The organism is Enterocloster citroniae (genome assembly GCF_040545455.1).
Taxonomy (GTDB): Bacteria; Bacillota; Clostridia; order Lachnospirales; family Lachnospiraceae; genus Enterocloster; species Enterocloster citroniae.
Genome location: NZ_JBEPLZ010000013.1, coordinates 33,400 through 60,204, shown reverse-complemented (window position 1 = coordinate 60,204; position 26,805 = coordinate 33,400). Strand labels below are relative to the sequence as shown.

Sequence of the window (26,805 nt, the reverse complement as noted above, 5' to 3'; positions counted from 1 at the left end):
TCTTACATGTGAACGGAAACAAAAAATACGGGGATGCGTAGGAAGACGCATCACAGAGTATGAGAAGAGAAAAGGAGAACATATATGGGTACAAGTGAAGACGGCAAGAGAACAGCCGGCGGCCCAGGTAATAAAAAGCCGTTTATCTACTATTATTTTTTAGTCATATTGATCGTCATGGTGTTAAATGCCTTGGTATTTCCCATGATGGAGCGCTCAATTGAGGTTCCCTACAGTGAATTTATCACACAGCTGGATTCTGGTAATGTGAAAGACGTGTACATGAGCAGCGATGAGACACAGGTCCAGTTTTCCACCAAGGACCAGCAGTGGAATGTGACTTACAAGACAGGCCCTGTGCCGGGTGATAATCTGGCCCAGCGTCTGGACACAGCTAAGTCGGAAGGAAAGGTGGAAAACTATACAAGGGAGATTCCCACAAAGGCTTCCCCGCTGCTGAGTTTCCTGATGTCATGGGTGGCGCCCATCCTGATGTTTGTGATCATCGGACAGATCATGGGACGCATGATGAGCAAGCGCATGGGCGGCAACAATGCCATGACTTTTGGAAAGTCCAATGCAAAGATTTATGCTGAAAATGAAACAGGGATCACATTTGCAGATGTGGCGGGCGAGGAGGAGGCCAAGGATGCGCTGAAGGAGATCGTGGATTTCCTGCACAATCCCCAGAAGTATGCGGACATTGGCGCAAACCTTCCCAAGGGCGCCCTTCTGGTGGGACCTCCCGGAACAGGTAAGACGCTGCTGGCAAGGGCTGTTGCAGGTGAAGCCCATGTGCCCTTTTTCTCCATATCAGGTTCTGAATTTGTGGAAATGTTTGTGGGCATGGGCGCGGCCAAGGTCAGGGACCTGTTTAAGCAGGCCAATGACAAGGCGCCCTGTATTGTATTCATTGATGAGATCGATACCATTGGAAAGAAACGTGACGGCGGCGGGATGGGCGGAAATGATGAGAGGGAGCAGACCCTGAACCAGCTTCTGACCGAGATGGACGGATTTGACGGCAAGAAGGGGGTTGTGATCCTGGCTGCCACCAACCGTCCGGAATCCCTGGACAAGGCCCTTCTGCGTCCGGGCCGGTTTGACCGGAGAGTGCCCGTGGAACTGCCTGACCTGAAAGGGAGGGAAGCCATCTTAAAGGTACACGGACAAAATGTGAAGATGTCTGATGATGTGGATTACAATGCCATTGCCAGGGCAACGGCAGGAGCCAGCGGAGCGGAGCTGGCCAATATCATTAACGAGGCAGCCCTGAGAGCGGTGAGAATGGGCAGGGGAGCCGTGGTGCAGGCGGACCTGGAGGAAAGCGTTGAGACCGTCATTGCGGGATACCAGAAAAAGAACGCCGTGATCTCCCAGGAGGAGCGCAAGATCGTGGCATACCATGAGGTTGGCCATGCCCTGGTGGCGGCCTGCCAGACACACTCCGCACCGGTGCAGAAGATCACCATCATACCAAGGACATCCGGTGCATTGGGATATACCATGCAGGTGGAACAGGGAGAGCGGTATCTCATGAGCAAGGAGGAGGCGCTGAACAAGATCGCCACCTTTACAGGGGGACGGGCGGCTGAAGAACTCATTTTCCATTCCATCACCACAGGCGCATCCAATGATATTGAACAGGCCACAAGGATTGCCCGCTCCATGGTCACCCGGTACGGCATGACGGATGAATTTGATATGGTTGCCATGGAGACTGTAAACAACCAGTATCTGGGCGGTGACACCTCCCTGGCCTGTGCGCCGGAGACTGCCAGGCTCATAGATGAACAGGTTGTTAAGATCGTGAAAGAACAGCATGCCAAGGCTTTGGATATCCTTCGGAACAATGAAACCAGGCTCCATGAGATAGCTGCCCATCTGCTGGAGAAGGAGACTATTACCGGCGAGGAATTTATGGAGATCTTTAACAGGGTGCAGGAAGCGTGATCCTGAATACGGATTCTTGTATTGCAGCCCCGGGACAGATGCAATTTAAATTTGCATTTGCCCCGGGGCTGTGTTATTCTTAAATCATAGACAGGGTGGGGGCGTTTGGAATGTGCTCCGTATCTGTGCCTTGAGATAAGCAGATGGTACCCTCAGCAGGCAGGGGATATATTTACCTTTGTCCATTGAGGGTAGGAATAGATGATGGATAAGATGGATTTTGGATGAGGAGAGAGGCAGCAGAGAGACGGGATCAAGTACAGGATGGGCCAGGCCCTGCCGTATACTGACAGATGAAAGGCAGGAATAAGGAATGGGTAAAATTTTGGACATGCTTTATGCAGGAGAGCTGCACCCCGCGGACAGTGTGATACAGGGCTGTGAGGAATATGATGAAATGTGCAGGGAATCATTGAAGGAGATGGAACGTTTCACGGAACGGCTGGATGAGGATATGAGGGCTGAGTTTGACACTCTGATGGAGCATTACCTGGAGCTGACTTTCATGGAGAAATCCCATACATTCAGCCATGGGTTCCGTTTGGGAGCCGGAATTATGTGCGAGGTATTTTGCGAAAACGGGCGGGACCAAGCCTGAAATATAAGTGTAGCTTAAGAATATGAGTGGGGATTGCTGATAAATCAAAGTGGATGTACTTTATTGTGTAAAAATAGGTTGAAATTACTGGTTAATATTGACAATGATGGAAAAAGTGATATACTTAACTACGTATTTGTGTTACTTTTAACAGGGTAGGACAGCGATGGAGCGTCAGGAAGAAGATGGTACGGCTTTGTATAGTATTGCGGCACTGTCAGAACCTGACGTATTTTCGGTCCCGGAGCGTGTTTGATCATTGTTTTCCGTCAGATATGTTTTCTGTTTGTGGGAGATTTGAACCAAATAAAGGACGCATAGCAAGGGATGCAGCCTGAATTTTGGCTGAATATACCGCAAAGCAGGATGGACAGACGGCGGAGATGGATGTTCAAACAGGGTCTGACCCTAAAATTACAGTGTACTTTCGGAACCTCCGATCGTACGCGACACTTCATGGAGGAGAGTACTATGAAATTACGTAAGTTTGTCAGCGTGGCCCTGGCCGGTGTGATGACACTGTCATTAGCAGCCTGCGGCGGATCCAAGACAGCGGAGACCACAGCGGCACCGGACACCACAGCAGCAGTGGAGTCATCTGCGGCAGCAGGCGGGGCTGAGACAGAGGCCACGGAACCAGCGCCTGCGGGCGGTGTGGCCAAGGAAGATCTGAAGGTTGGTTTTGTCTACATAGGCGATGAGAATGAGGGATATACAGCTGCCCACTATGCCGGCGCCATGGAGATGAAGGAGGCACTGGGCCTGTCTGACGATCAGATCATTGTTAAGTGGAACATTCCAGAGGATGAGACAGCCAAGGATGCAGCCATGGACCTGGCAGACCAGGGATGCCAGATCGTATTTGCCAACAGTTTTGGACATGAGTCCTATGTGATCGAGGCAGCCAAGGAGTATCCTGAGGTTCAGTTCTGCCATGCTACCGGTTTCCAGGCGGCTTCCAGCGGTCTGAGCAATATGCATAACTATTTTACATCTATTTATGAAGCTCGTTACGTGTCAGGCGTGGTTGCAGGCCTTAAACTGAACCAGATGATCGAGGACGGCACAGTGGCCAAGGATGCCTGCAAGATCGGATATGTGGGCGCTTATCCATATGCTGAGGTTATCAGCGGATATACATCCTTCTTCCTGGGCGTGCGTTCCGTATGCCCGGATGCCACCATGGAAGTTAAGTATACCAACAGCTGGGCCAGCTTTGATCTGGAGAAAGAGGCTGCAGATGCTTTGATTTCCGATGGATGTGTGCTGATCAGCCAGCATGCGGATACCACCGGCGCACCTACTGCCTGTGAGGCAGCCGGCGTTCCCTGTGTAGGCTACAACATTTCCATGATCGCAACCGCTCCCAAGCAGGCTCTCACATCCGCTTCCAACAACTGGGGCGCATATGTGACCGAGGCTGTAAAGCATGTCCTGGATGGAACCGAGATCCCGGTAGACTGGTGCAAGGGCTTCTCTGACGGCGCTGTTCTTATCACTGAACTGAATGAAGCTGCTGTTGCCCCGGGAACCAAGGAAAAGGTAGAGGAAGTGGAACTTAAGCTGGCATCCGGCGAGCTTCACGTATTTGATACCTCAACCTGGACCCAGGATGGCAAGACACTGGATACCTACAAGAAGGATGGCAGTGATATCGAATACATTTCCGATGGATATTTCCATGAGTCAGAGTTTGCGTCTGCTCCTGCCTTCGATATCCTGATCGATGGAATCAAGACAATTGACAACTAAATTCCCGCTGGGGATCAATTGGGCTGTAAAAGCGGAGCCACGCCATTGGCTCCGCTTTTTTCCACGAAGCAATGAACCATGGAAAATAAAGTGAAAAGAGATTTTCTCCTGTATAGTAAGAAAGTTTCTTTTGGTTTTATTTCAGATGGAAGAGGATACGCAAGAAAATAGAAGAAAATGGAGGTCTGCCGGGTGAGCGAAACATATGCAATTGAACTGAAAAACATCACAAAACGATTCGGCAAGGTTACTGCAAACCACAAGGTATGTCTTTCCGTTAAGCGGGGAGAGATACTGTCCATTCTGGGCGAGAACGGAAGTGGGAAGACCACTCTCATGAACATGATCTCAGGGATCTATTATCCGGATGAGGGACAGATATTTGTAAATGGAAACGAGGTGACCATCCGTTCCCCCAAGGATTCCTTTACACTGGGGATCGGCATGATCCATCAGCATTTCAAATTGGTGGATGTCCTGACAGCGGCGGAGAACATCATCCTTGGTCTGGCAGGCAAAGAGGTCCTGGATATGAAAGGCGTGACTGCCAGGATCAATGAGCTCACAGCCAGATACGGCTTTGACCTGGATCCCGGCCAGAAGATCTATACCATGTCCGTGTCCCAGAAACAGACCGTGGAAATCGTCAAGCTTCTGTACCGGGGAGTGGATATCCTGATCCTGGACGAGCCCACCGCTGTGCTGACGCCCCAGGAAACGGACAAGCTCTTTGCAGTTTTGCGCAATATGCGCCAGGCAGGCCATTCCATTATCATCATCACCCATAAGCTTCACGAGGTGCTGGCGCTGTCCGACCGTGTTTCCGTCCTGCGCAAGGGACAGTACATAGGGACCGTACAGACCAGTGAAGCTACGGAGGAATCCCTTACCGAGATGATGGTTGGGAAAAGGGTAAGCCTTAACATTGACCGGCCAATGCCGGTGAACCCGCAGAAACGTCTGGAGGTATCGGGTGTCACCTGCGTGGGCAAGGAAGGGGTTAAGACCCTGGACCAGGCTTCCTTTACTGCTTACAGCGGGGAAATACTGGGAGTAGCGGGGATCGCGGGAAGCGGGCAAAAGGAACTGCTGGAGTCCATTGCAGGGCTTATGCATATGGAATCGGGCGCCATCACCTACTACCCTCCCGAGGGAGGGGAAAAGAACCTGGCAGGCATGAGCGCTGCGGCTATCAGCAAGCTGGGAGTAAAGCTTTCCTTTGTGCCTGAGGACCGGCTGGGCATGGGGCTGGTGGGCTCCATGGACATGACGGACAACATGATGCTCAGGGGATACAGGAAGGGGCGTTTGTTTTTTGCCGACAGGAAAACGCCCAAGACCCTGGCTGAACATATTATAGAGGAACTGGAGGTGGTGACACCGGGGGTTTCCACGCCTGTGCGCAAGCTGTCAGGAGGCAATGTGCAGAAGGTTTTGGTGGGGCGTGAGATTTCCTCCAACCCCAAGGTGCTGATGGTGGCATATCCGGTCCGGGGACTGGATATCAATTCTTCCTATACAATCTACCATCTTCTCAATGAGCAGAAGCAGCAGGGGGCTGCTGTGATCTGTGTGGGCGAGGACCTGGACGTTCTGCTGGAGCTGTGCGACAGGATCCTGGTGCTGTGCGGCGGCCGGATCAGCGGCATTGTGGACGGCCGGACGGCAACTAAGGAAGAAGTGGGCCTGATGATGACAAAGGTAGGAGGTGGCTTAGATGAGTAAGGAGATAACCGCAGTATCCACAAGGGAACCTCTGATGCATATATCCAAGCGCGATGGGATTGAGCCATGGAAGGCATGGCTGATCAGGCTGGCTGCCGTTATTCTGGCGCTGGTGGTCTGTGCCGGTGTCATATTTGCTCTTACCGGGCTGAATCCCATTGAGGTATATAAAGGGATTATTGACGGTGCAGTGGGCACCAAAAGGCGTATCTGGATGACCATCAGGGATACCCTGGTGCTTTTGTGCATTGCGATCGGTATCACGCCCGCATTTAAGATGCGGTTCTGGAACATTGGCGCCGAGGGGCAGGTACTGATCGGGGGCGTTACATCCGCTGCCATGATGATCTACTTGGGAAACTCCCTTCCCGCCATTGTGCTGTTTCCGCTGATGCTTTTGGGCAGCGCCCTGTCCGCCATGGTGTGGGCAGCGATCCCGGCATTTTTTAAGGCTTACTGGAATACCAATGAGACATTATTTACCCTGATGATGAACTACGTGGCCATGCAGGTGATCACCTACTGTATCATTTTCTGGGAGAACCCCAAGGGCTCCAATTCAGTGGGTACCATCAATTCCTCCACCCAGGGCGGCTGGCTTCCAAAGCTGTTCGGGCTGGATTACGGCTGGAACCTGGTCATTGTGCTGGCATTGACCCTGGCCATGTTCATTTACCTGAAATACAGCAAGCAGGGGTATGAGATCGCTGTTGTGGGCGAGAGCGAGAATACGGCCCGGTACGCGGGGATCAATGTAAAAAAGGTGATCCTGCGGACCATGGCCTTATCCGGCGCCATCTGCGGAATTGCCGGATTTATCATTGTCAGCGGCGCAAGCCACACCATTTCCACCAGCACGGCGGGGGGACGGGGCTTTACGGCCATCATTGTTTCCTGGCTCAGCAAGTTTAATGCGTTTGCCATGATCCTGGTTTCATTTTTCCTGGTGTTCATGCAAAAGGGAGCGGGGCAGATCGCTTCCCAGTTTAATCTGAATGAAAATGCTTCTGATGTCATAACAGGTATCATCCTGTTCTTTATTCTGGGCTGTGAGTTCTTTATCAATTACAGGGTAGCTGTGCGCGGCAGGCATAAAGACCGGACGGTTTAGAAGGGAGGATGAGAATATGGGATTTTTAGTTATATTTATACAAAAGGCCATTGGGCAGGGGATCGGGATCCTGTACGGCGCCCTGGGGGAGATCATGACGGAAAAATCGGGAAACCTGAATCTGGGTATTCCGGGAATGATGTACATGGGCGGTATTGCCGGCCTGATCGGCGCATTTTTATATGAAAATTCAGTGGAGACGCCCAATGGGTTTGTGGGGCTTTTGATCTCCTTTTTCTGCGCATTTGCCTGCGCGGCCCTGGGAGGCCTGGTGTACAGCGTACTGACCATCACGCTGCGGGCAAACCAGAACGTAACCGGCCTGGCCCTGACCACATTTGGCGTGGGATTCGGCAACTTTTTCGGCGGTTCCCTGGCAAAGCTGGCAGGAGGCGTGGGACAGATTTCCGTGGCTGTCACTGGCGCGGCCTACAAGACGCCCATTCCCGGGCTTTCCAAACTGGGAGTGGTGGGGCAGGTGCTGTTCTCCTACGGATTTCTCACATATCTGGCAATCCTTCTGGCCATTGCACTTGCATTTTTCCTTAGCAAGACAAGGAAGGGACTTAACCTCAGGGCCGTGGGCGAAAGCCCGGCAACAGCTGATGCGGCCGGTATCAATGTCACTGCCTACAAGTATCTGGCAACCTGCATCGGGGGCGGGATCAGCGGTCTGGGCGGATTGTATTTTGTAATGGAGTATTCAGGGGGAACCTGGACCAACAACGGATTCGGCGACAGGGGATGGCTGGCCATTGCCCTTGTTATATTTGCACTGTGGAAGCCGGTGAATGCCATCTGGGGTTCCATCCTGTTTGGAGGCCTGTACATCCTGTACCTGTATATTCCGGGACTGGACAGAGGGGCGCAGGAAATTTTTAAAGCCCTTCCCTACGTTGTCACCATTGTGGTGCTGGTGATCACCAGCCTTAGAAAGAAGAGGGAGTACCAGCCGCCCCAGAGCCTGGGACTGGCGTATTTCAGAGAAGAGAGATAAAACAGGAAAGAGAGATAAAAACAGAGAAGAGGCAGGGACTGTATTTTGGGCAGCGGTTCCAGTCTCTTCCTTTTTTGGCGGCAATGAATCTCTATCCGCTCTTTTAATCCCCCTCTTACATCTTGACAATACCCAGTAAACTGCTATGATTAGAGGAGCGTTTATTGGAAAGAGGATGACCGGATGTGAAGATCCGGTGTAAAACAGTTGTTTTGGTTTAGGTGACATGGAGGCGGATGTGGTGGAAATAAAGGACAGAATTTACCGGTATATGAAAGAACTGGTGGCGATTCCCAGCGTGTCTGATACGGAATATGAGAGGGCGGCAGCGGATTATATAGAGGCGGAGCTGAATGCCCAGCCCTATTTTGCAGCCCATCCCCAGATGGCGGGAAGCTATGCGCTTAAGGGGGATCACCTGAAACGGACCACACCCTATGGGCTGATCAAGGGGAGCACGGGGAGGACCATTATACTCACAGGCCACTATGATGTAGTAGATACCCGGGAGTACGGCAGTTTTGAATCTTTTGCCTATGATGTGGAGGCGTGGAAACGCGCCGGCAAAAGCCAGTTGGAAGCATTGGCGGCAATGCTTCCCAGGGAAGCCAGGGAGGATCTGGAGTCCGGTGAATGGCTGTTTGGAAGAGGCGTGAACGATATGAAGGGGGGGACTGGCCATTGCCATGGCACTTATGGATTGGTATGGCCGGCTGATGCTGGAGCATCCGCAGCTGCCCGGGTGCCTGCTTTTTGCAGCGGTGGCGGATGAGGAGGCATATTCCGCCGGGATGCGGGGCTCCATTCCGCTGTTTACAGGTCTTTTGCAAGAGTATGGACTGGAATATGCATGCCTGCTGGATCTGGAGCCCAGCTTTAATGAGGAGGGGAAGCAGCAGGTGTATATCGGTTCCGTGGGAAAGACCATGCCCGCGGTGCTGGTACAGGGGGCCAAAGCCCATGTGGTGAACTGTTTCCATGGACTAAACGCAGTGGGCGTACTGGCTGAGATGTTTATGCGCACCGAGCTGGCGCCTGAGTTCTCTGAACAGTATGAGGGGGAACCATGCCCTCCGCCCACCTGGTTTAATCTGAGGGACCGCAAGGAGGGATATGATGTCTCCGTTCCCCTGAGAGCAGCGGGATACATGAGTATGCTGGGATTCAACAAGACAGCGGATTCGGTTATGGCCAGGCTGAAGGAAATCGGGAGGGAATCATTTTCCTCATACCTGAAACGCATGGAGGCCCAGGAGGCATGTGTGAAATCCGGGGATATCCTTCCAAAGGTGGATATGGACCGGTGCGTGATGGAGTATGTCCAGCTGGTGGATGTCTGCTACAAGCGCCACGGGGAGGAAGCGGGAAAGTGGTTCCGTGACCTCTATGAGACAGCACAAGCCCGTATCCGGTCAGGGGAATGGAATTATCCCAAGGCCACGCTGGAGATCATGGACGCGGTACTGACCTACTCGGAGATTACAGCCCCTTTGATGGTGATCTCCTTTGCACCGCCTTATTACCCGGCTTATCACAGCGACCGCATTCCGGATGGCGCGGGTAGGGATAGCGCGGAGGGCAGTGCGGGGGGCAGTGCAGGGGGAGTAAGAACAGGGGGAGGAGAAAGTACAGGGGGAGGAGAAAGTACAGGGGGAGTAAGCATTGGGAGAGAAGGTGCGGGAGGAGAAAGTACAAGGGGAGGAAGCACTGGAAGAGGAAGCGCGCTGTATGAGATACTGGCAGCATCGGCAGAGACAGTGTGCGGCATACCGCTGGGCAGGCGCAATTACTGCTGCGGGATATCGGATTTAAGCTACTGCGCAGGTCCGGACCGGGCGGAACTTCAGTCCTATGCGGCTAATACGCCGCTGTGGGGAGGTATGTATCATATGGACCTGGATGCCATGGCGGGATTCCAGGTTCCGGCCCTTCTTTTTGGCCCAGTTGGCAAGGATGCCCACCAGATGTCGGAGCGCGTCAATGCCAGGAGCCTGCTGGAAGAAGTTCCAGGAATTTTACAATATTTTATCGAACAAGTGTTTGCAAATGGAACGCAAATGTGATATACTTACGCAAGATATTGTAACTGGATATTGTAACATTGATACGATTCACACCCGGGCGCCAAAAGGACAGGTGCCTGGCGTTCTATGCAAGAGACAAGGAGCATTTTTAGATGGCAAAGCAGTACATTAAAATCCGCGGGGCCAATGAACATAATCTGAAGAATATATCCGTGGATATACCGAGGAACGAGCTGGTGGTACTTACAGGACTGTCCGGGTCCGGCAAATCTTCACTGGCTTTTGATACTATTTATGCAGAAGGGCAGAGGCGCTATATGGAGTCTCTGTCTTCTTACGCACGCCAGTTTTTGGGGCAGATGGAGAAGCCGGATGTGGAAAGCATTGAAGGGCTGTCACCGGCTATTTCCATAGATCAGAAGTCGACCAACCGGAACCCGCGTTCCACTGTGGGGACGGTGACGGAGATCTATGATTATATGAGGCTTCTCTATGCCAGGGTGGGCATACCCCACTGTCCCAAGTGCGGCAAAGAGATCCACAAACAATCCATTGACCAGATGGTGGACCATATCATGGCCATGCCTGAGCGGACTAAGATCCAGCTTCTGGCGCCTGTGGTGCGGGGCAGGAAGGGAGAGCATGCAAAGGTGCTGGACCAGGCGCGCAAGAGCGGCTATGTGCGTGTCCGCATTGACGGGAATCTTTATGAGCTTTCCGAGGATATTAAGCTGGACAAGAATATAAAGCATAATATTGAGATCGTGGTGGACCGTCTGATCGTAAAGGAAGGGATCGAGAAGCGCCTTACGGATTCCATTGAGACGGTGATGGCGCTGAGCGGCGGCCTTATGACCGTGGATGTGACGGAGGGGGAGCCGGTGAATTTCAGCCAGAGCTTTTCCTGCCCGGACTGCGGCATCAGCATCGATGAGGTGGAGCCCAGAAGCTTTTCCTTTAACAACCCCTTCGGCGCATGTCCCGAGTGTTTCGGACTTGGGTATAAGATGGAGTTTGATGAGGACCTGATGATTCCGGACAAATCCATATCCATTGACGATGGCGCCATTGTGGTGTTGGGCTGGCAGTCCTGCACGGACAAGGGAAGCTTTACCAGGGCCATACTGGACGCTCTGGCCAAGGAGTATAAATTCAGCCTTTCCACTCCTTTTCAGGATTACCCCAAGGAAATACAGGATGTGATCCTGTACGGTACGGGAGGCAAGGAAGTCAAGGTACGCTATAAGAGCCAAAGGGGCGAGGGCGTATATGATGTGGCCTTTGAGGGATTGATTGAGAATGTGAACAGGCGCTATAAGGAGACATTTTCCGAGGCCTCCAAGGCGGAATATGAGTCCTATATGCGGATCACGCCATGTCCTGTGTGTAAAGGGCAGAGGCTTAAAAAGGAGTCTCTGGCAGTTACGGTGGGGGATATGAATATCTATCAGGCAACCAATATGTCCATTGTAAAATTCAAGGACTTTATGGACGGCCTGAAGCTGACTTCCATGCAGCAGACCATTGGCGCGTCCATCTTAAAGGAGATCAGGGCAAGGATCTGCTTCCTCATTGACGTGGGATTGGATTATTTGTCCCTTTCACGGGCCACAGGCACCCTGTCAGGCGGGGAGGCGCAGAGGATCCGTCTGGCAACACAGATCGGCTCCGGTCTGGTGGGGGTTGCATATATCCTGGATGAGCCAAGTATTGGACTTCACCAGCGGGACAATGACAAGCTGTTAAAGACCCTGATCCATCTGCGTGATCTGGGGAACAGCGTGCTGGTGGTGGAACATGATGAGGATACCATGCTGGCAGCGGACTGTATCGTGGATATCGGACCAGGTGCAGGCGAACACGGCGGACAGGTGATCGCCATGGGAACCGCCAAACAGATCATGGCCAATAAGGATTCCATCACAGGCGCATATCTCAGTGGAAGGATGGCCATTCCCGTGCCGTCTGAGCGCAGGAAACCAAGCGGATGGATCACGGTCCGGGGCGCTGCTGAGAACAACCTGAAGAACCTGAACGTGGACTTCCCGCTGGGTGTCATGACTTGCGTCACAGGAGTGTCCGGCTCCGGCAAGAGTTCCCTTGTCAATGAAATACTTTACAAAGCCCTGGCCAAAAAATTGAACCGTGCCAGGACCATTCCCGGTAAGCATAAGGGAATTGACGGGACAGAGCAGCTGGATAAGATCATTGCCATTGACCAGTCGCCGATCGGGCGTACTCCACGGTCGAACCCGGCCACGTATACAGGCGTGTTTGACCTGATCCGTGATCTGTTTGCCTCTACCGTGGATGCAAAGGCCAAGGGCTATACAAAAGGCCGCTTTAGTTTTAATGTGAAGGGCGGACGGTGTGAATCATGCAGCGGTGACGGCATTATCAAGATAGAGATGCATTTCCTTCCCGATGTCTATGTTCCCTGCGAAGTCTGCGGCGGAAAGCGGTACAACCGCGAGACCCTGGATGTAAAGTATAAGGGAAAGAGTATATACGATGTCCTGGATATGACAGTGGAGGACGCGCTGAAGTTCTTTGAAAATGTGCCCTCAGTCACCAGGAAGATACAGACCCTGTACGATGTGGGCCTGGGATATATCCGGCTGGGACAGCCGTCCACTGAGCTGTCGGGCGGTGAGGCACAGCGTATCAAGCTGGCTACCGAGCTGTCCAAGCGCGGGACGGGAAAAACCATCTATATTCTGGATGAGCCCACAACAGGGCTGCATTTTGCAGATGTGCACAAGCTGATCGACATTCTGCGCAGGCTGTCGGACGGAGGCAATACCGTTGTGGTGATCGAGCATAACCTGGATGTGATCAAGACTGCCGACTATATTATTGATATCGGACCGGAAGGCGGGGATAAGGGCGGAACGGTCATTGCCAGGGGAACGCCTGAGGAAGTGGCTGAGAACCCGGTTTCCTACACCGGCATGTACATTAAGAAATATCTTGAGGCGGGAAATAAAAAGGGAATAAAATAAATTAAAAAATTTGTCGAAATTGCTTGCTATTTGTAGTTAGGTGGCATATAATAGACATATACGAAAGATAAAGAAGAGATTGTACTATTTTGTACAATCTCTTTCAATTTATACGGAGATAAATATTTTCTGGTAAATTGGGTCATGGTATAGGGAGAGGACATTTCGGTTTAACCGTTTTGGCGGGGATATCCAGAAAAATATGGAGGAATAGATCTCATGGATAGAGAGATGATTATCGTTTTGGACTTCGGCGGTCAGTATAACCAGCTGATTGCACGCCGTGTCCGTGAGTGCAATGTGTACTGCGAAGTACATCCGTACAATATGAGCCTGTACAAGATAAAGGAGATGAATCCCAAGGGGATCATTTTCACAGGCGGCCCGGACGTGGTGTTTGAAGACGGTGCGCCGCGCTGTTCCAAGGAGATATTTGAACTGGGTATTCCGGTTCTGGGAATCTGTTATGGAGCGCAGCTTATGAGTTATCTGCTGGACGGCGTTGTGAAAAAGGCGGTTGTCAGCGAGTATGGACATACAGAGGTGGATGTGGACACGTCTTCCAAGCTGTTTGAGGGTGTTTCACCCAGGACCGTGTGCTGGATGAGCCATGGAGTATATATTGCAGAAGTACCTGCCGGGTTCAGGATCACTGCCCACACAGAGTCATGCCCGGTTGCAGGTATGGAGTGCGCGGGAAAGGATTTCTACGCGGTTCAGTTCCATCCTGAGGTGGTTCATACCAAAGAGGGGACAAAAATGCTGTCCAACTTTGTATACAATGTCTGCGGCTGCTCCGGAGACTGGAAGATGGATTCTTTTGTGGATACTACCATCAAAGCGCTGAGGGAGAAGATCGGTGACGGCAAGGTGCTGTGTGCCCTTTCCGGCGGTGTGGATTCTTCTGTTGCAGCGGTTATGCTGTCCAAGGCCATCGGCAAGCAGCTGACCTGTGTATTCGTGGACCATGGCCTGCTGCGCAAGAACGAAGGGGATGAGGTGGAAGCCGTATTCGGTCCCAAGGGCCAGTATGATCTTAACTTTATCCGTGTCAATGCCCAGGAGCGTTTCTACGCAAGGCTGAAGGGCGTGGAAGAACCTGAGGCAAAGAGAAAGATCATTGGCGAAGAATTCATCCGTGTATTTGAGGAGGAGGCCAGAAAGATCGGCGCAGTGGATTACCTGGTGCAGGGCACCATTTATCCGGATGTGATCGAATCCGGGCTGGGCAAATCCGCTGTGATCAAGTCCCACCACAATGTGGGCGGTCTTCCCGAGCATGTGGATTTTAAGGAACTGGTGGAGCCGCTGCGCCTGCTGTTTAAGGATGAGGTGCGAAAGGCCGGGCTTGAGCTGGGGATCCCGGAATATCTTGTATTCAGGCAGCCGTTTCCAGGTCCCGGACTTGGGGTCAGGATCATTGGCGAAGTAACGGCTGAAAAGGTAAAGATTGTTCAGGACGCGGACGCTATATACAGGGAGGAGATTGCAAAAGCCGGAGTGGATAAGAATCTGGGCCAGTATTTTGCGGCACTTACCAACATGCGGTCCGTTGGATGCATGGGAGATGAGAGAACCTACGACTATGCGGTTGCGCTGCGGGCTGTCCTGACCTCTGATTTTATGACTGCAGAGGCTGCGCAGATTCCCTGGGAGGTGCTGGGAAAGGTGACCAGCAGGATCGTGAATGAGGTGAAGGGCGTGAACCGGGTGATGTATGATTGTACGGGGAAGCCGCCGGCTACGATTGAGTTTGAGTAGCGGATAAGCTAAATATAGTGTATAATTATGGCAGATAATCTCCAGGATTATCTGCTGTATTTATATTATTCAATTTAGGATCGTTTGGAAGAAGTTAATAGAATCAACGAAATGAGCATGAATAAAGAACGGTTTGTTGAAAATGGCCTTATCTGAGTAAAGAAGAAAACAGTAAGACGAAGTTCTATAGTGGATATATTGATGGATAGGATGAGAAATTATTATGGGGACAATTATAAGCCCCTTTGTATATCAAATAAAAGATGATGCAGAGGGATTAAAACAATTTAAAGATGATTTAGTTGAAAACACTTCTCAGAAGGTGCAGGAAATTATGCTGCAATTTCCTACGGTATACATACATATCTGGAAAAATGCTGAGGATTATGAAGTATATATTGGTGAATCTAACAATATTATTCAAAGAACAAGGCAGCATTATGACAGTATGTCAGATGAGACAAAATGGCAGCATCAATTGATGGTGCATACGGGGACGTTATATATAGTGGGGCATGAGCATTTTAATAAATCGCTTACACTTGATTTGGAAAATCGCTTAATGCTCTATATGATGAGTGTAGATCGGGTTAAAAAAATTCATAATATGCGGGGAAATCCTCAGAATAGGTATTACCCGGATTCTGAGGTGGATAATATTTTTCATATGATGTGGTCCAAACTGCATTGGAACAATAAATATTTATTTCCAAGTGAAAGTTCCATTAAGGATTCAGCTGTTTTTAAGGCATCACCGTTACATAAATTAACATCGGATCAGGAACAAATAAAAGAGATTATTATCGAGAGAGTATTTGAGGCATTATCTTCAAATAAAAAGAATCAACTTATCTTTATTGACGGTGAAGCAGGTACTGGAAAAACTGTTCTCAACAGCAGTACCTTTTATGAATTATTTGTTAAAGCAGAGAACCAGAAACGAAAACCTCTTAGCTGTTATATGATGGTAAATCATGATGAGCAAAGAAACGTATATTCACAGATCGCACAAAAACTTGGGCTTGTCGACCGTTATGCTGATGTTGTATGTAAACCGACTTCTTTCATTAATAATCATACAGTAGATGAACCAATAGATGTAGCGTTTATTGATGAGGCACATTTATTATTAACTCAAGGAAAACAATCTTATCAAGGCGATAATCAACTACAGGATATTATTAATAGAGCACGTGTTACAGTTGTAATGTTTGATGAGAATCAAATTTTGACCACTGAACAATACTGGGAATCAGAGATACTAAATAAATTCAGAAGACAGGCAAAAGAAGAAAATAATTATTTTGTTCTTAAAAATCAGCTTAGAATTAAAGCATCTAAAGAAGTGATAGATTGGATAGACAATTTTACAAAACAAAAGATAATTACAAATATTCCAAAGAGTTTAGGTGGATATGATATCAGAGTATTTGATGATCCGGAATTACTTGAGCGGAAATTAAAAGAAAAAGCTATTTGTGAAAATCATAAATTATCCAGATTAGTGGCCACTTATGATTGGGATTATAATAATAAAGCTGCTATGGAGTCTAGGCTAAGTAAATATTGGGAGGTTATAATAGGGAAATGGCATAAGCCTTGGAACAGAGAACTGGAACAAGACCTTTCCCGAACAGAGAAGAGAGCAATCAAATCTTTGTCATGGGCAGAGCAGCCTCAGACAATTGATGAGGTTGGTTCTACATTTACCATTCAGGGATTTGATCTGAATTATGCAGGCGTGATTTTAGGACCGTCTGTAAAATACAGAAACGGTAGGGTGGTTTTTGATCCATCTGAAAAGAATTATAAAAAAATGACACAGAACCGTACTCTTTCCGATGGCACAAAAAAACAATTTGGAGAAGAGTTAATTCAGCATGAAGTAAGAATTTTAATGACACGTGGAGTAGAAGGCCTCTTTATCTATGCATGTGATGAGGAATTACGAAATGTACTTCTTATGGCCAGTGAAAGAAGCGATAGATGATATGGCAATGTGACAAATTTTTGTGTTCTATGATAAATACGTATGGACTGGATATGATTCATTGTCCAAACTAAAATTGAACAGAGTATGACGCTTACAGAGGCGGAGGGATGTAAGATCCTTCTACCTCTGTCTTCATATCTGTCTATTTCGATTTTCTATACAGTTAATACTTTGATCAATAAATGTTTTTATTGTTTTTATGTGGTATAATTAATACGGATTTTAGTAAAACCAAGAGTGATATGCGTGATGAAAAGCAATGTTGTTTGCAAATGAGGAGGCGTTGGAATGGAAAATGTAATTTTACAGCCAGCAAGCGATAAAAAGGCAAAAAAGCACTTTCATGACACCGTATTGAATCCAGTAGAATTAGATATCATGAAAGAGTATATAGATGACCCGTTATACGAAAGAATTAAAAATTTATATCCGGATGGAAAAGTATATGTTTGGGGTATTACAAATGGGAAACAAAATGCTAAGAAAACAGAATGGAAGAAGATAAAGCCAGGAGATATATGCGTGTTTACACAAGATAAAAAAATTTTTAAAAGCGCGGTAATCACGCTGACATTTGCTAATAAGGAATTGGCAGCGAGGTTATGGGGAGTTGATATGAATGGAGAAACTTGGGAGAACATATATTTGGTAGATGAATTAATTAATTTAGATATATCTTATGAGACTTTTAATGAAATTATTGGATATAAGCATAATTATATTATTCAGGGTTTTAGGTATTTAAATGATGAAAAAAGTGAAAAGATATTGAGTGAATTAGATCTTCATAGTACCAGGATCATGGAAGATATATCAAAAGAGGAGTATGATAGTGAGATTGAAAAATTAATGGATAAGGATCATTTAGACCGGCCGGTGAGTTCCACCAGTAGAGTAGAACAGGCGTATCTGAGAAAGGTATTATTTGATGGCAAGACTGAATACAGATGTGGTATCTGTGGCAATGTATATCCTATCGATTTACTGATTACAGCTCATATAAAAAAGAGAGCTGATTGCTCAAAGGAAGAACGCTTGGATGCTGCTCATATAGCAATGCCAATGTGTAAGTTTGGATGTGATGATTTATATGAAAAAGGTTATTTATTAGTTGAAAAAGGAGTTATAAAGGCAAATAAAAGAAAACAGATGACAAAATATGTTGAAGAATATATTAATAAAATAAAAGATAAAGAATGTGAGTATTGGACTGATGATACCAAGAAGTATTTTGAGGCTCACAATAAAACATTCATAGACCAGGATAGTAAAATATAAATGGAAAAGGTTGAAATATAAGATATGATGAATGTTAATTTGAACATAAGTGAGGAACCCACCCATGGAAAACCACAACTCCCCCCTAATTGAAACCATCATAAACAACTACGCTCCCTACATCTTCAACCTCTCCCTGAAGCTGACAGCTGACCCGGACAAAGCAGAGGATCTGGCCCAGGACACCTTTATCAAAGCATGGATTCATATAGCTGATTTAAAGAATGAGACTGCCATTAAAAGTTGGCTTCGTACCATCTGCATCAATGAGTTCCGCATGATGATAAGGAAAGAAAAGCGTGAAGCCACAACCTACATAGAGAGTGTGGAAGAACTGGAGAGGGACGGAACGCTATTGGCGGATTATCCCCCTTTGATCATGGATGAGGTCCGGGCTTCGGAGGAGGTGGCTAATCTGCGCAATGGCTGCTTCCTGGCCATGACAAGGAGACTCACATTGAACCAGAGAACGGTATTTTCACTAATTGATATGTTTGGCCTGCCGATAGGGGAAGTGTCACAACTTCTGGATCTGACGCCCAAAGCAGTCAAGGGCCTGCTCTACCGTGCCAGGATGAACCTGGAATCATTTTTTCAGGGACATTGCAGTTTTGTGGATATCAGCAACCCCTGTAAATGTACTGCGTGGATGGAATTTATGAAGGACAGAAATACATTTCAGGAAAAATTAAGGCAGAAAAAGGAATATCTGGATTATAAGGAAAAAGGATATGTCCACGATCCTGATACGAGCCAAAAAATATTGTATTATTACCGCAACATGCCGGAACAAAGGCCGCCTCAGGAATGGTTTGAAGGGCTGATCACTTTGATGGAAGATTGCTATAAAGGTTATAAATGAAATATGCAATAAAAATTCCAATTAAAAAGTTTGCATTACCCGGGACTTCTGCCAAGAAACTTCATCTTCTATTATGTAAAGGAAAATACCAGAAGAAAAGAGGAATGGAATATGTTTCAATCAAGATGTGGTGTATGCTGTGATTTATGTGAGAGAAAGGATGCGGTCAGCTGTAAAGGGTGTATCAATATGGATGGGCCTTTTTGGGGAGGGGTCTGTGAGGTGAAATCCTGTTGTGAATCCAAAGGACTGAACCACTGCGGCGAATGCGGAGACTTTCCCTGTAACGTATTGTCCAATATGGGGGTGGAGGAAGGATATGACCCTGTTGTGAAGATAGAGCAATGCAGGCAATGGGTACTTGAGTGAGTATATTGCCAGTTTCACGGAATCGGTTGATACTACCATGTATTGCCGGTCACAGCCAATCTTTAGATCCAAAACTAACATATGACACGGAACGTTTCATGTAAAAAGCCCGGGGGCTGGCCTCCCGGGCTGGATTTATGCACATAGGATCCTCATCCATTGCCATGGCATCGAAGCCGCAAACCAACATTTCTCATTTCTTCCACAATGCACACCCCGCCTGGGTGCACCTGTTTTTCCATCCCAAGGTAATGCTTAACAATGCAATCACCAACAGGCAGAGCATTGCGGCAAGCACGGTTTGATAACTCTCTGTCAGGTCAAAGATAAATCCATACGCAGGTATCAGGACAATAGAGGATATGGGAGCTCCCATGGACAGCTTGGCAAAGATTTTCTCATAGTCAGTGCGCCCGTAAAATTTCAGTGTCAGGATAGGAGCCAGGACCATGATGCTTGAGCTTACCAGCCCGTGTAAGAAGGCTGACAGGCCAAATATGCCAAACCCATTTCCGCTGAACAGGAATCCGAAAATGGATAAAAAGCCGATTCCGATCATTCCATAACATGTTTTCAGGCTGCCGATCCGGTCACTGATGATACCGATGGCAATGGAGCCGATGGCGCTGCCCACGGAAGCCAATGCAAGTGCTTTTCCTGTCTGGCTTGGGGTGTAGCCCAACAGGGAGCCATAGTTTGGAATATGCTGGGAAAAGACGCCGATGCCGGTTATGGAGATCATAAACAACAGCAAGAGGGCAAAGGAGATGGAGTAAATGGCTGTTTTTTCCGGGATCTCAACCGTTTCAACCGTTTCAGTGGTTTCTCCGGATCCTGCTTTGCCCTGTTTGGAAGGCCGGATATCGGCGCCCAGGGGGGAGAGATGTTTATCCTCCGGTTTGTTGCGGAGAAGGATCAGTGATGTGAGGATTACAACAAGAAAAGCCGCTCCGCCCATGAGAAAATAGGCGGTCCTCCACCCCTGGCGGAAAATGATATTGGATGCGGCAGGCTGCAGTACTGCTCCGAATAATCCCACAAAGGCCATTTGGATCCCCATCATCAATCCCGCATTTTTTGTAAACCACCGGTTGATCAGGATTGGGCCCAGCAGGCTGACTAAGATGGTTGCGCCCATAGCGTAAGGAATGGACAGGATATACCAGCCATACACCTGGTTTAATAAACCGAACGCCATAAAGGAAAGGGTCTGAAGCACAGCGCCTGCCACAGCCATCACCCGGATATCATACCGGTTGATCAGCGTTCCGGCAAAGGGCAGCCAAAAGACCATGACAATGGAGGTGATGCTGAAGTAGATAGACAGTGTACCGATTCCCACATCCAGTTCCTGTGAAACAGGAGGCAGGAATAGGCCGGAGGTGGTGTTCAGTCCGCCTCCCGCAAAACCACGGATTAAGATAACGCCCAATAATATGAACCATGCATAATGTATGTTCTTTTTTTTCATAGATTCCCGCCTCTCTTACCATCGGAGAGTGCCTGAAATTTTGGCTTCTGCTGTCTGCCCGCCTTGTCTTCTGACACATCCCGGTATAGGATCTCAGGATTATTTTCCTCTTCTGTTTCATTTTTATTCCTGCTATGAAGACAAAGGGAATAAATTAGGACTTTATCCAAATACTATTCGCGATGAATAGATAAGGATGGTGAATTTATGAAAAAACTGGAAAATAGGGTGGCATTGGTCACCTCTGCCACAAAGGGAATCGGACTTGCGTGCGCTCTGAAACTGGCTGAAGCCGGTGCCAGCGTCTACATGGGAGTGCGCAGGCTTCAGGCAATCCAGGAAATATGTGATGAATACCGTGAAAAGGGATATAAAATGGTTCCGGTTTATTTTGATGCCACGGACAGATCAAGCTATCAATCCATGGTGGAGGAGACCGTCCAGGAAGCCGGTCAAATTAATATTCTTGTAAATAATTTTGGCATTGGAAGACCGGCGGAGGACCTGGATCTGGTCAGCGGCAGCGAGTCGGCTTTTTTTGATATACTGGACCTGAACCTGGGAAGCGTTTACCGCATATCCAAGCTTGTGGTCCCGCACATGCTTAGGGCGGGCGGCGGTTCCATTGTGAACATTTCCTCCATCGGGGGAATGATCCCGGATATCACCAGGATCGGCTACGGTGTTTCAAAATCAGCGATCAACAATATAACCCAGCAGATCGCCGTGCAGTTCGCCCGCCGGAACATCCGCTGCAATGCAGTTCTGCCGGGCCTTACTGCCACGGATGCGGCTTTGAAAAACATGCCTGAAGAATTCCTGAAATCCTTTCTGTCCCACATCCCCTTAAACCGGATGGGAACCCCCGAGGATATTGCCAATGCGGTCCTTTTCCTTTCTTGTGATGACTCCGCATATATAACAGGACATATTTTGGATGTTGCGGGAGGATATGGGATCGGAACCCCACAGTATGGGGATATGATGAGAAAATAGTGCTATCTTTCTTAGATATCTTCCATTACAATAATCTGTAGAAAGATGAGAGAATGGGAGATGTTTTTATGATCATAAAATTAACCGATCCGGAGCAGGCCGGGGATATTTTTGCCCATTGGGATGAAACCATCATCTGGTCCTGCCTGCAGAATATAATGGGAGACATATATGCTGTGTATAATGGGAAGTCTCAGGAGACTCCCGGATCAGCCATGGCTTTTCTTGGGGATTTTTGTTTCCTTGCAGGTGTTCCCTCCAGGGAACTGGTGATGTTCAGGCCGGACGGCTGCGGACCGTATATCATAATGGTTCCCCAAAATGACGGCTGGGCACAGCTGATCTGGGATTGTCACAGGGACAATGCAAAGAGGATCACCCGGTATGCGATCAAAAAAGAACAGGATGTATTTGATAAAGAAAAGCTGCACCGGGCAGTCTCTTCCTTGCGGCCCGGCTTTTCCCTGAAAATGATGGATGAAGAGCTTTATCATCTGTGCAGGTCCAGGGAGTGGAGCAGGGACCTGGTGTCCCAATATGCAGATTATGAAATGTACCGGAAACTTGGCATTGGAGTGGTTGCCCTAAAAAATGGGCAGCCGGTTTCCGGTGCATCCTCCTATGCGACTTATAGAGGCGGCATTGAAATCGAGATCGACACCAAGGAAGAATACCGGAGAAAGGGCCTGGCGTACGCATGCGGGGCAAAATTGATTCTGGAGTGCCTGGAACAGAATCTGTATCCCAGCTGGGACGCCCATAACATGTGGTCGGTTGCACTGGCTGAAAAGCTTGGTTATCATTACGACCATGAGTATACGGCATTTGAACTATATACAGACGAGAGTGCCCCCATTTTCGCATGGGATGTCCTGAACAGTTACAAATAAAATATGAAAATAACTATTTGATATCTAAGAGATCCCGCCGGCCGGCAAATTGGGCTTGGTGGGATTTTTATGTTTAAAAGTTGTACGTGAAAAGATTTTCACCCAGTATTTATAAAAAGGTCCGTGAAGTTATGCATGTTGCATAATAAAGTCTAAATAAATTGTATGATTTTATTATTGACCCGCAGGAACATTTTGGTACAATAAAAATAGTTTCAGAAACTTAAATAAAATATGAAAAATTTTTCATCAACAGAATTACGAAAAAAAAAGGAAAGGTGGGGATCAAATGGTAAAGGATGTTGAGGAATACGTATCACGGATAAGAAGCAAGTACAGCGTTATGAGTGAGTCAGAGAAGAAAATTGCAGATTATATTTTAAGCAATGATTTTGTAAATGAGGACAGCAGCATTAATAATTTGGCGGCAGCCACAGGAACCAGTGTTTCAACCATGGTTAGGTTCTGTAAAACTCTAGGATTTAAGGGTTATGCAGAGTTTAAATTTTATTGTCAGAAGGGTATCCTGTCTCCTCTGAGCGGACAGATTGAGATCAGTAACCATGACAGTGCCGGGACGATCAAGCAGAAGGTGGCTGAATTTTCCAAGAACGCCATTAATAACAGTATTTTATACACGGATAATCAGGAAATTGAAAGAGCCATCAATGCATTGTCCAGGGCAAGACAGATCCTGGTATGCGGGGAAGGCAGCGCCAGCGGGATCGCACTTCTTGCAGTCAATACATTCATGAATCTGGGTATACCCAGCTATACCATCCAGGACCCTCTGGCGCAGATCAGAACCGCTTCCTTTTTAGGGGAACAGGACGTGGTGATTGGAATTACAAACTGCGGTTACATCAAGGATGTGGTGGATACATTGGCGGTGGCAAAGGAAAATGGAGCAACCACCATCTGTATTACAGGCCTTAATGATTCCCTTGTAACCAAGTATTCCGATGTATGCCTGTGCACCACCCACCGGGATAACCAGAGTCCCCTGGACCTTCCCACCACCACCATCTGCCAGATGATCACACTGCACACACTTCAGATTGGCTATATTGTCAGGAACAATGCAGATATAGAAGAAAATGTAAAGAATATGCATCATGTATCTGAATTAAAACGGTATGATTTTGCAGTTGGTTCCATCAGTAAGGAACGTGTGAAATTCTAGGCCGTGTCCGGAAGTTTATTTTCCCCGGGGTATTTCCATACAGGAATGATCCTGCTCCGGGAGCATACTCCGGACACGCCTGACCATAAGAGAGGAGCAGCAATCATATGTTTGATATCATTAAAAACTACGAAAAGGTAAGCCAGGAACTTGTAGAAAAGTTCTCTAAATTAGAAGAGAGTGCATCCATTAATGAGTGTATGCAGGTCAACGGGGCAATGAACCACGATATACGTCCGGTATGGCCAGGTTCCAGAATGTGCGGAACCGCATTGACTGTTTGTGCCAGAGCGGGTGATAACCTGATGCTTCACAAGGCCATTTCCATGGCTAAACCAGGAGATGTGATCGTTATCACCTGTGACGGTTTCCAGGAATCCGGCGGTATGTGGGGCGGGATCATGAGCAATGCTGCCCAGACCATGGGAGCGGCAGGAATGGTGACGGATGGAAGTGTCCGGGATACCATGATGATGAAAGAGATCAATTTTCCGGTATTTTCAAGAGGCATTGGTGTAAAGCGGAGCACCAAGGCATTGGGCGGCACCATCAACCATCCCATTGTTGTGGGTGGTGTTCTGGTTCATCCCGGGGATCTGGTTTTTGCGGATAATGATTCCGTGGTTGTGGTTCCAAGGGAGCAGGCGGAGGAGATCTACGAGCTTGCGGTTGCCAGGGAACAGCATGAGGATAATACACTGGTAAAGGCAAAGCTGGACGGCACCGTAACCTTCCAGACCTTTGAGAAGGAATTCCGGGCGCTTAATCTGAGCGAAGAGTGCTGATACTGCCTCATGGATTAGGGGTATGGATACTTACCCGGAAAGGAATGGAATATGAATAAGCAAGTATACAGGCAGGATATGATTGCTGCCGTAGTTATCATAATGGTTGGTGTTGCAGCGTTTGTATTGTCACTGGTTATGCCGGGTAAGGCGTCCATGTTTCCCAAAATTGTTTCTTCCGGCCTAATGGTATTGGGTGTTCTGCTGATATTTGACAGTATAAGGAAGATCAGAAAGGATGTGCCTACCGATGAGGAGCCGGCCAGGCTGGGTGAATTTCAGAGTCCGGTCATTGTGCTGGCCCTGCTGATCCTCTATGTACTGGCGGTGATCTATATCGGATTCTACATTTCCACGCCTGCTATGCTGGTCATTTACATGTATTTTATGGGCATCAGGAATATTAAAACAATTTTAATTACAACAGCAGTGGTCATGGCCTTTGTATACTGCCTGTTTACACTGCAGCTGGGTGTGCCTCTTCCGGCAGGGATCCTGGGTTAGGAGGGAATATGATGGGGATTATACAAGAACTATTTACAGTACAGTGTCTGATCGCTTTAGTTGCAGGCACCGCAGGCGGACTTCTCATCGGAGCGCTGCCCGGACTCAGCGCAACCATGGGAATGTCCCTTCTGATACCTATTACATATGGAATGGAAACTGCTCCGGCCATGATTATGATAGCGGCTGTTTATGTTTCGGCTGTGTATGGAGGAAGTTTTTCCGCAATCCTGATCCATACGCCGGGAACTCCTGCTTCCGCTGCGACAGCCATTGACGGATATGAACTGACTAAGCAGGGAAAGGGCCTGAAGGCCGTGGGAGTATCCAGTATCAGTTCCGTCACAGGCGGTGTGATCAGCGCAGTGGCCCTGCTTTTTCTGGCGCCGCAGCTTGTAAAGGTATCGCTGATGTTCAGTTCACCGGAGTATTTCCTGATCGCAATCTTTGGTTTGACCATTGTGGGAAGCCTTTCCGGAGGCAACATGCTCAAGGGACTTGTGGCAGCGGTATTCGGACTGCTGCTGGGAATGGTAGGCATGAATATTTTCCCGTATGCAAGGTATTCGTTCGGAAACCTGAACTTGGCCAGCGGAATACAGCTGGTGCCGGCTATGATTGGATTGTTTTCCATTTCCCAGGTCCTGATCCAGTCAGAAAAACTGAATGACGCCATCAGGAAAAAGGGAAAAGCAGATGATGAACTCAATCAGCAGATTGAAAATGCAAAAAATATGAAGGGAAGCTTTTTCCCGACCAGAGAAGAGATGCGCACCCTGCTTCCCGTTATGTTGAGAGCATCTGTTCTGGGAATATTTGTAGGCATCCTGCCGGGGGCCGGCGGCGATATCGGATCCTGGGTTGGCTATAATGATGCAAAAGCCCAGAGCAAACACAAGGAAATGTTTGGAAAAGGGAGCCTGGAAGGAATCGCAGGATCTGAGGCGGGTAATAACGCGGTATGCGGAGGCGCATTGATTCCCGCATTGACCCTTGGCATACCTGGAAGCGGAGCCGCAGCAGTGCTTCTGGGAGCCCTGACCGTACAGGGATTTGCCCCGGGCCATGACCTGTTTAATAAATACGGTTCTATAACATATGCGATTTTGATCGGTTTTCTACTGGCAAATATCCTCATGGGAATTTTTGGGTTTCTCATTGCAAAAAGGGCGGTAAAGCTGGCAGCCATGCCTCTGGGGATCCTTCTTCCCGTTATTATGCTGCTGTCAGTCATTGGTTCATTTGCAATCAGAAACAATGTATTTGATATTTTTGTAATGTTGTTTTTTGGAGTGGTGGGTTATCTGATGAGGAAGATCAATATGCCTGCAGCCCCCGTGGTCCTGGCATTAATATTAGGTCCTATGGCGGAGCGTAACCTGATCAATTCCCTTCAGATGGTAAAGGGGAATGTATTTACTTATTATGGTTCCAGGCCCCTGTGCTGGCTGTTCGGACTTTTGATCATCGGCTCATTGGTATCGCCGATTATTTCGTCCAGAATGAAGAAAAGAAACGTAGACTCATAGAATATGTGAACTTGCAGATTAT

21 protein-coding genes are annotated in these 26,805 nt (G+C 48.2%); 20 read left to right on the top strand and 1 reads right to left on the bottom strand.

What is annotated here, in order from left to right:
- Positions 1 to 84: 84 nt before the first annotated feature.
- The 14 genes from ftsH (at position 85) to ABID13_RS16905 (ending at position 19,425) form a co-directional block, all read left to right on the top strand.
- Positions 85 to 1,953 (top strand): ATP-dependent zinc metalloprotease FtsH, encoded by a 1,869-nt coding sequence (gene ftsH / locus ABID13_RS16975; RefSeq protein ID WP_045092076.1) that lies wholly within the window; start codon positions 85 to 87, stop codon positions 1,951 to 1,953.
- Between the two features lie 313 nt (positions 1,954 to 2,266).
- Positions 2,267 to 2,551, top strand: coding sequence for a DUF6809 family protein (locus ABID13_RS16970; protein ID WP_007862786.1), 285 nt, complete (start codon positions 2,267 to 2,269; stop codon positions 2,549 to 2,551).
- A 471-nt stretch (positions 2,552 to 3,022) separates the two neighbouring features.
- The gene (locus tag ABID13_RS16960; protein WP_007862784.1) at positions 3,023 to 4,303 is read left to right on the top strand and encodes a BMP family ABC transporter substrate-binding protein; all 1,281 of its coding nucleotides are present in this window, start codon (positions 3,023 to 3,025) and stop codon (positions 4,301 to 4,303) included.
- A 192-nt stretch (positions 4,304 to 4,495) separates the two neighbouring features.
- Positions 4,496 to 6,028, top strand: a complete 1,533-nt coding sequence (locus ABID13_RS16955; protein ID WP_048929608.1) for an ABC transporter ATP-binding protein — start codon at positions 4,496 to 4,498, stop codon at positions 6,026 to 6,028.
- A complete protein-coding gene (locus tag ABID13_RS16950) occupies positions 6,021 to 7,139 on the top strand; it encodes an ABC transporter permease (RefSeq protein ID WP_048929423.1) in 1,119 nt (372 codons plus the stop codon). The genes ABID13_RS16955 and ABID13_RS16950 overlap by 8 nt, the downstream gene beginning before the upstream one ends.
- A gap of 16 nt (positions 7,140 to 7,155) precedes the next feature.
- Positions 7,156 to 8,136: an ABC transporter permease gene (locus ABID13_RS16945; protein ID WP_007862775.1), complete on the top strand. Its 981-nt coding sequence runs from the start codon at positions 7,156 to 7,158 to the stop codon at positions 8,134 to 8,136.
- A 238-nt stretch (positions 8,137 to 8,374) separates the two neighbouring features.
- Positions 8,375 to 8,908: a hypothetical protein gene (locus tag ABID13_RS16940; protein ID WP_242849227.1), complete on the top strand. Its 534-nt coding sequence runs from the start codon at positions 8,375 to 8,377 to the stop codon at positions 8,906 to 8,908.
- Positions 8,823 to 10,199, top strand: a complete 1,377-nt coding sequence (locus ABID13_RS16935) for a zinc-binding metallopeptidase family protein (RefSeq protein ID WP_242849226.1) — start codon at positions 8,823 to 8,825, stop codon at positions 10,197 to 10,199. Before ABID13_RS16940 ends, ABID13_RS16935 begins: the two co-directional genes overlap by 86 nt.
- 113 nt (positions 10,200 to 10,312) lie before the next feature.
- The gene (gene uvrA / locus ABID13_RS16930; RefSeq protein ID WP_045093814.1) at positions 10,313 to 13,162 is read left to right on the top strand and encodes an excinuclease ABC subunit UvrA; all 2,850 of its coding nucleotides are present in this window, start codon (positions 10,313 to 10,315) and stop codon (positions 13,160 to 13,162) included.
- A gap of 219 nt (positions 13,163 to 13,381) precedes the next feature.
- The gene (guaA, locus tag ABID13_RS16925; RefSeq protein WP_048929422.1) at positions 13,382 to 14,923 is read left to right on the top strand and encodes a glutamine-hydrolyzing GMP synthase; all 1,542 of its coding nucleotides are present in this window, start codon (positions 13,382 to 13,384) and stop codon (positions 14,921 to 14,923) included.
- Between the two features lie 223 nt (positions 14,924 to 15,146).
- A complete protein-coding gene (locus ABID13_RS16920; RefSeq protein ID WP_048929421.1) occupies positions 15,147 to 16,913 on the top strand; it encodes a DUF2075 domain-containing protein in 1,767 nt (588 codons plus the stop codon).
- A 291-nt stretch (positions 16,914 to 17,204) separates the two neighbouring features.
- Entirely contained in the window at positions 17,205 to 18,194 is a 990-nt protein-coding gene (locus ABID13_RS16915) for a hypothetical protein (protein ID WP_048929420.1), read from the top strand.
- A gap of 64 nt (positions 18,195 to 18,258) precedes the next feature.
- Positions 18,259 to 19,056, top strand: a complete 798-nt coding sequence (locus ABID13_RS16910; RefSeq protein ID WP_048929419.1) for an RNA polymerase sigma factor — start codon at positions 18,259 to 18,261, stop codon at positions 19,054 to 19,056.
- 111 nt (positions 19,057 to 19,167) lie between these two features.
- Positions 19,168 to 19,425 (top strand): DUF3795 domain-containing protein, encoded by a 258-nt coding sequence (locus ABID13_RS16905; RefSeq protein ID WP_048929418.1) that lies wholly within the window; start codon positions 19,168 to 19,170, stop codon positions 19,423 to 19,425.
- 193 nt (positions 19,426 to 19,618) lie between these two features.
- Here ABID13_RS16905 and ABID13_RS16900 read toward each other — a convergent pair whose 3' ends face one another.
- Complete coding sequence (locus ABID13_RS16900; protein ID WP_048929417.1) at positions 19,619 to 20,896, bottom strand: MFS transporter; 1,278 nt, start codon at positions 20,894 to 20,896, stop codon at positions 19,619 to 19,621.
- A 207-nt stretch (positions 20,897 to 21,103) separates the two neighbouring features.
- On the opposite strand from ABID13_RS16900, the gene hdhA reads away from it, so the two are divergent.
- From hdhA to ABID13_RS16870, 6 genes are all read left to right on the top strand, one after another.
- Complete coding sequence (gene hdhA / locus ABID13_RS16895; protein ID WP_048929416.1) at positions 21,104 to 21,892, top strand: 7alpha-hydroxysteroid dehydrogenase; 789 nt, start codon at positions 21,104 to 21,106, stop codon at positions 21,890 to 21,892.
- A gap of 68 nt (positions 21,893 to 21,960) precedes the next feature.
- Positions 21,961 to 22,782: a GNAT family N-acetyltransferase gene (locus tag ABID13_RS16890; RefSeq protein ID WP_045093811.1), complete on the top strand. Its 822-nt coding sequence runs from the start codon at positions 21,961 to 21,963 to the stop codon at positions 22,780 to 22,782.
- 289 nt (positions 22,783 to 23,071) lie between these two features.
- Positions 23,072 to 23,965 (top strand): MurR/RpiR family transcriptional regulator, encoded by an 894-nt coding sequence (locus tag ABID13_RS16885; protein ID WP_048929415.1) that lies wholly within the window; start codon positions 23,072 to 23,074, stop codon positions 23,963 to 23,965.
- 107 nt (positions 23,966 to 24,072) lie between these two features.
- Complete coding sequence (locus ABID13_RS16880) at positions 24,073 to 24,750, top strand: 4-carboxy-4-hydroxy-2-oxoadipate aldolase/oxaloacetate decarboxylase (protein WP_007862714.1); 678 nt, start codon at positions 24,073 to 24,075, stop codon at positions 24,748 to 24,750.
- Between the two features lie 51 nt (positions 24,751 to 24,801).
- A complete protein-coding gene (locus ABID13_RS16875) occupies positions 24,802 to 25,254 on the top strand; it encodes a tripartite tricarboxylate transporter TctB family protein (protein WP_007862713.1) in 453 nt (150 codons plus the stop codon).
- Positions 25,255 to 25,265: 11 nt separating this feature from the next.
- Positions 25,266 to 26,783: a tripartite tricarboxylate transporter permease gene (locus ABID13_RS16870; protein ID WP_007862712.1), complete on the top strand. Its 1,518-nt coding sequence runs from the start codon at positions 25,266 to 25,268 to the stop codon at positions 26,781 to 26,783.
- The last annotated feature ends 22 nt before the right edge of the window (positions 26,784 to 26,805 follow it).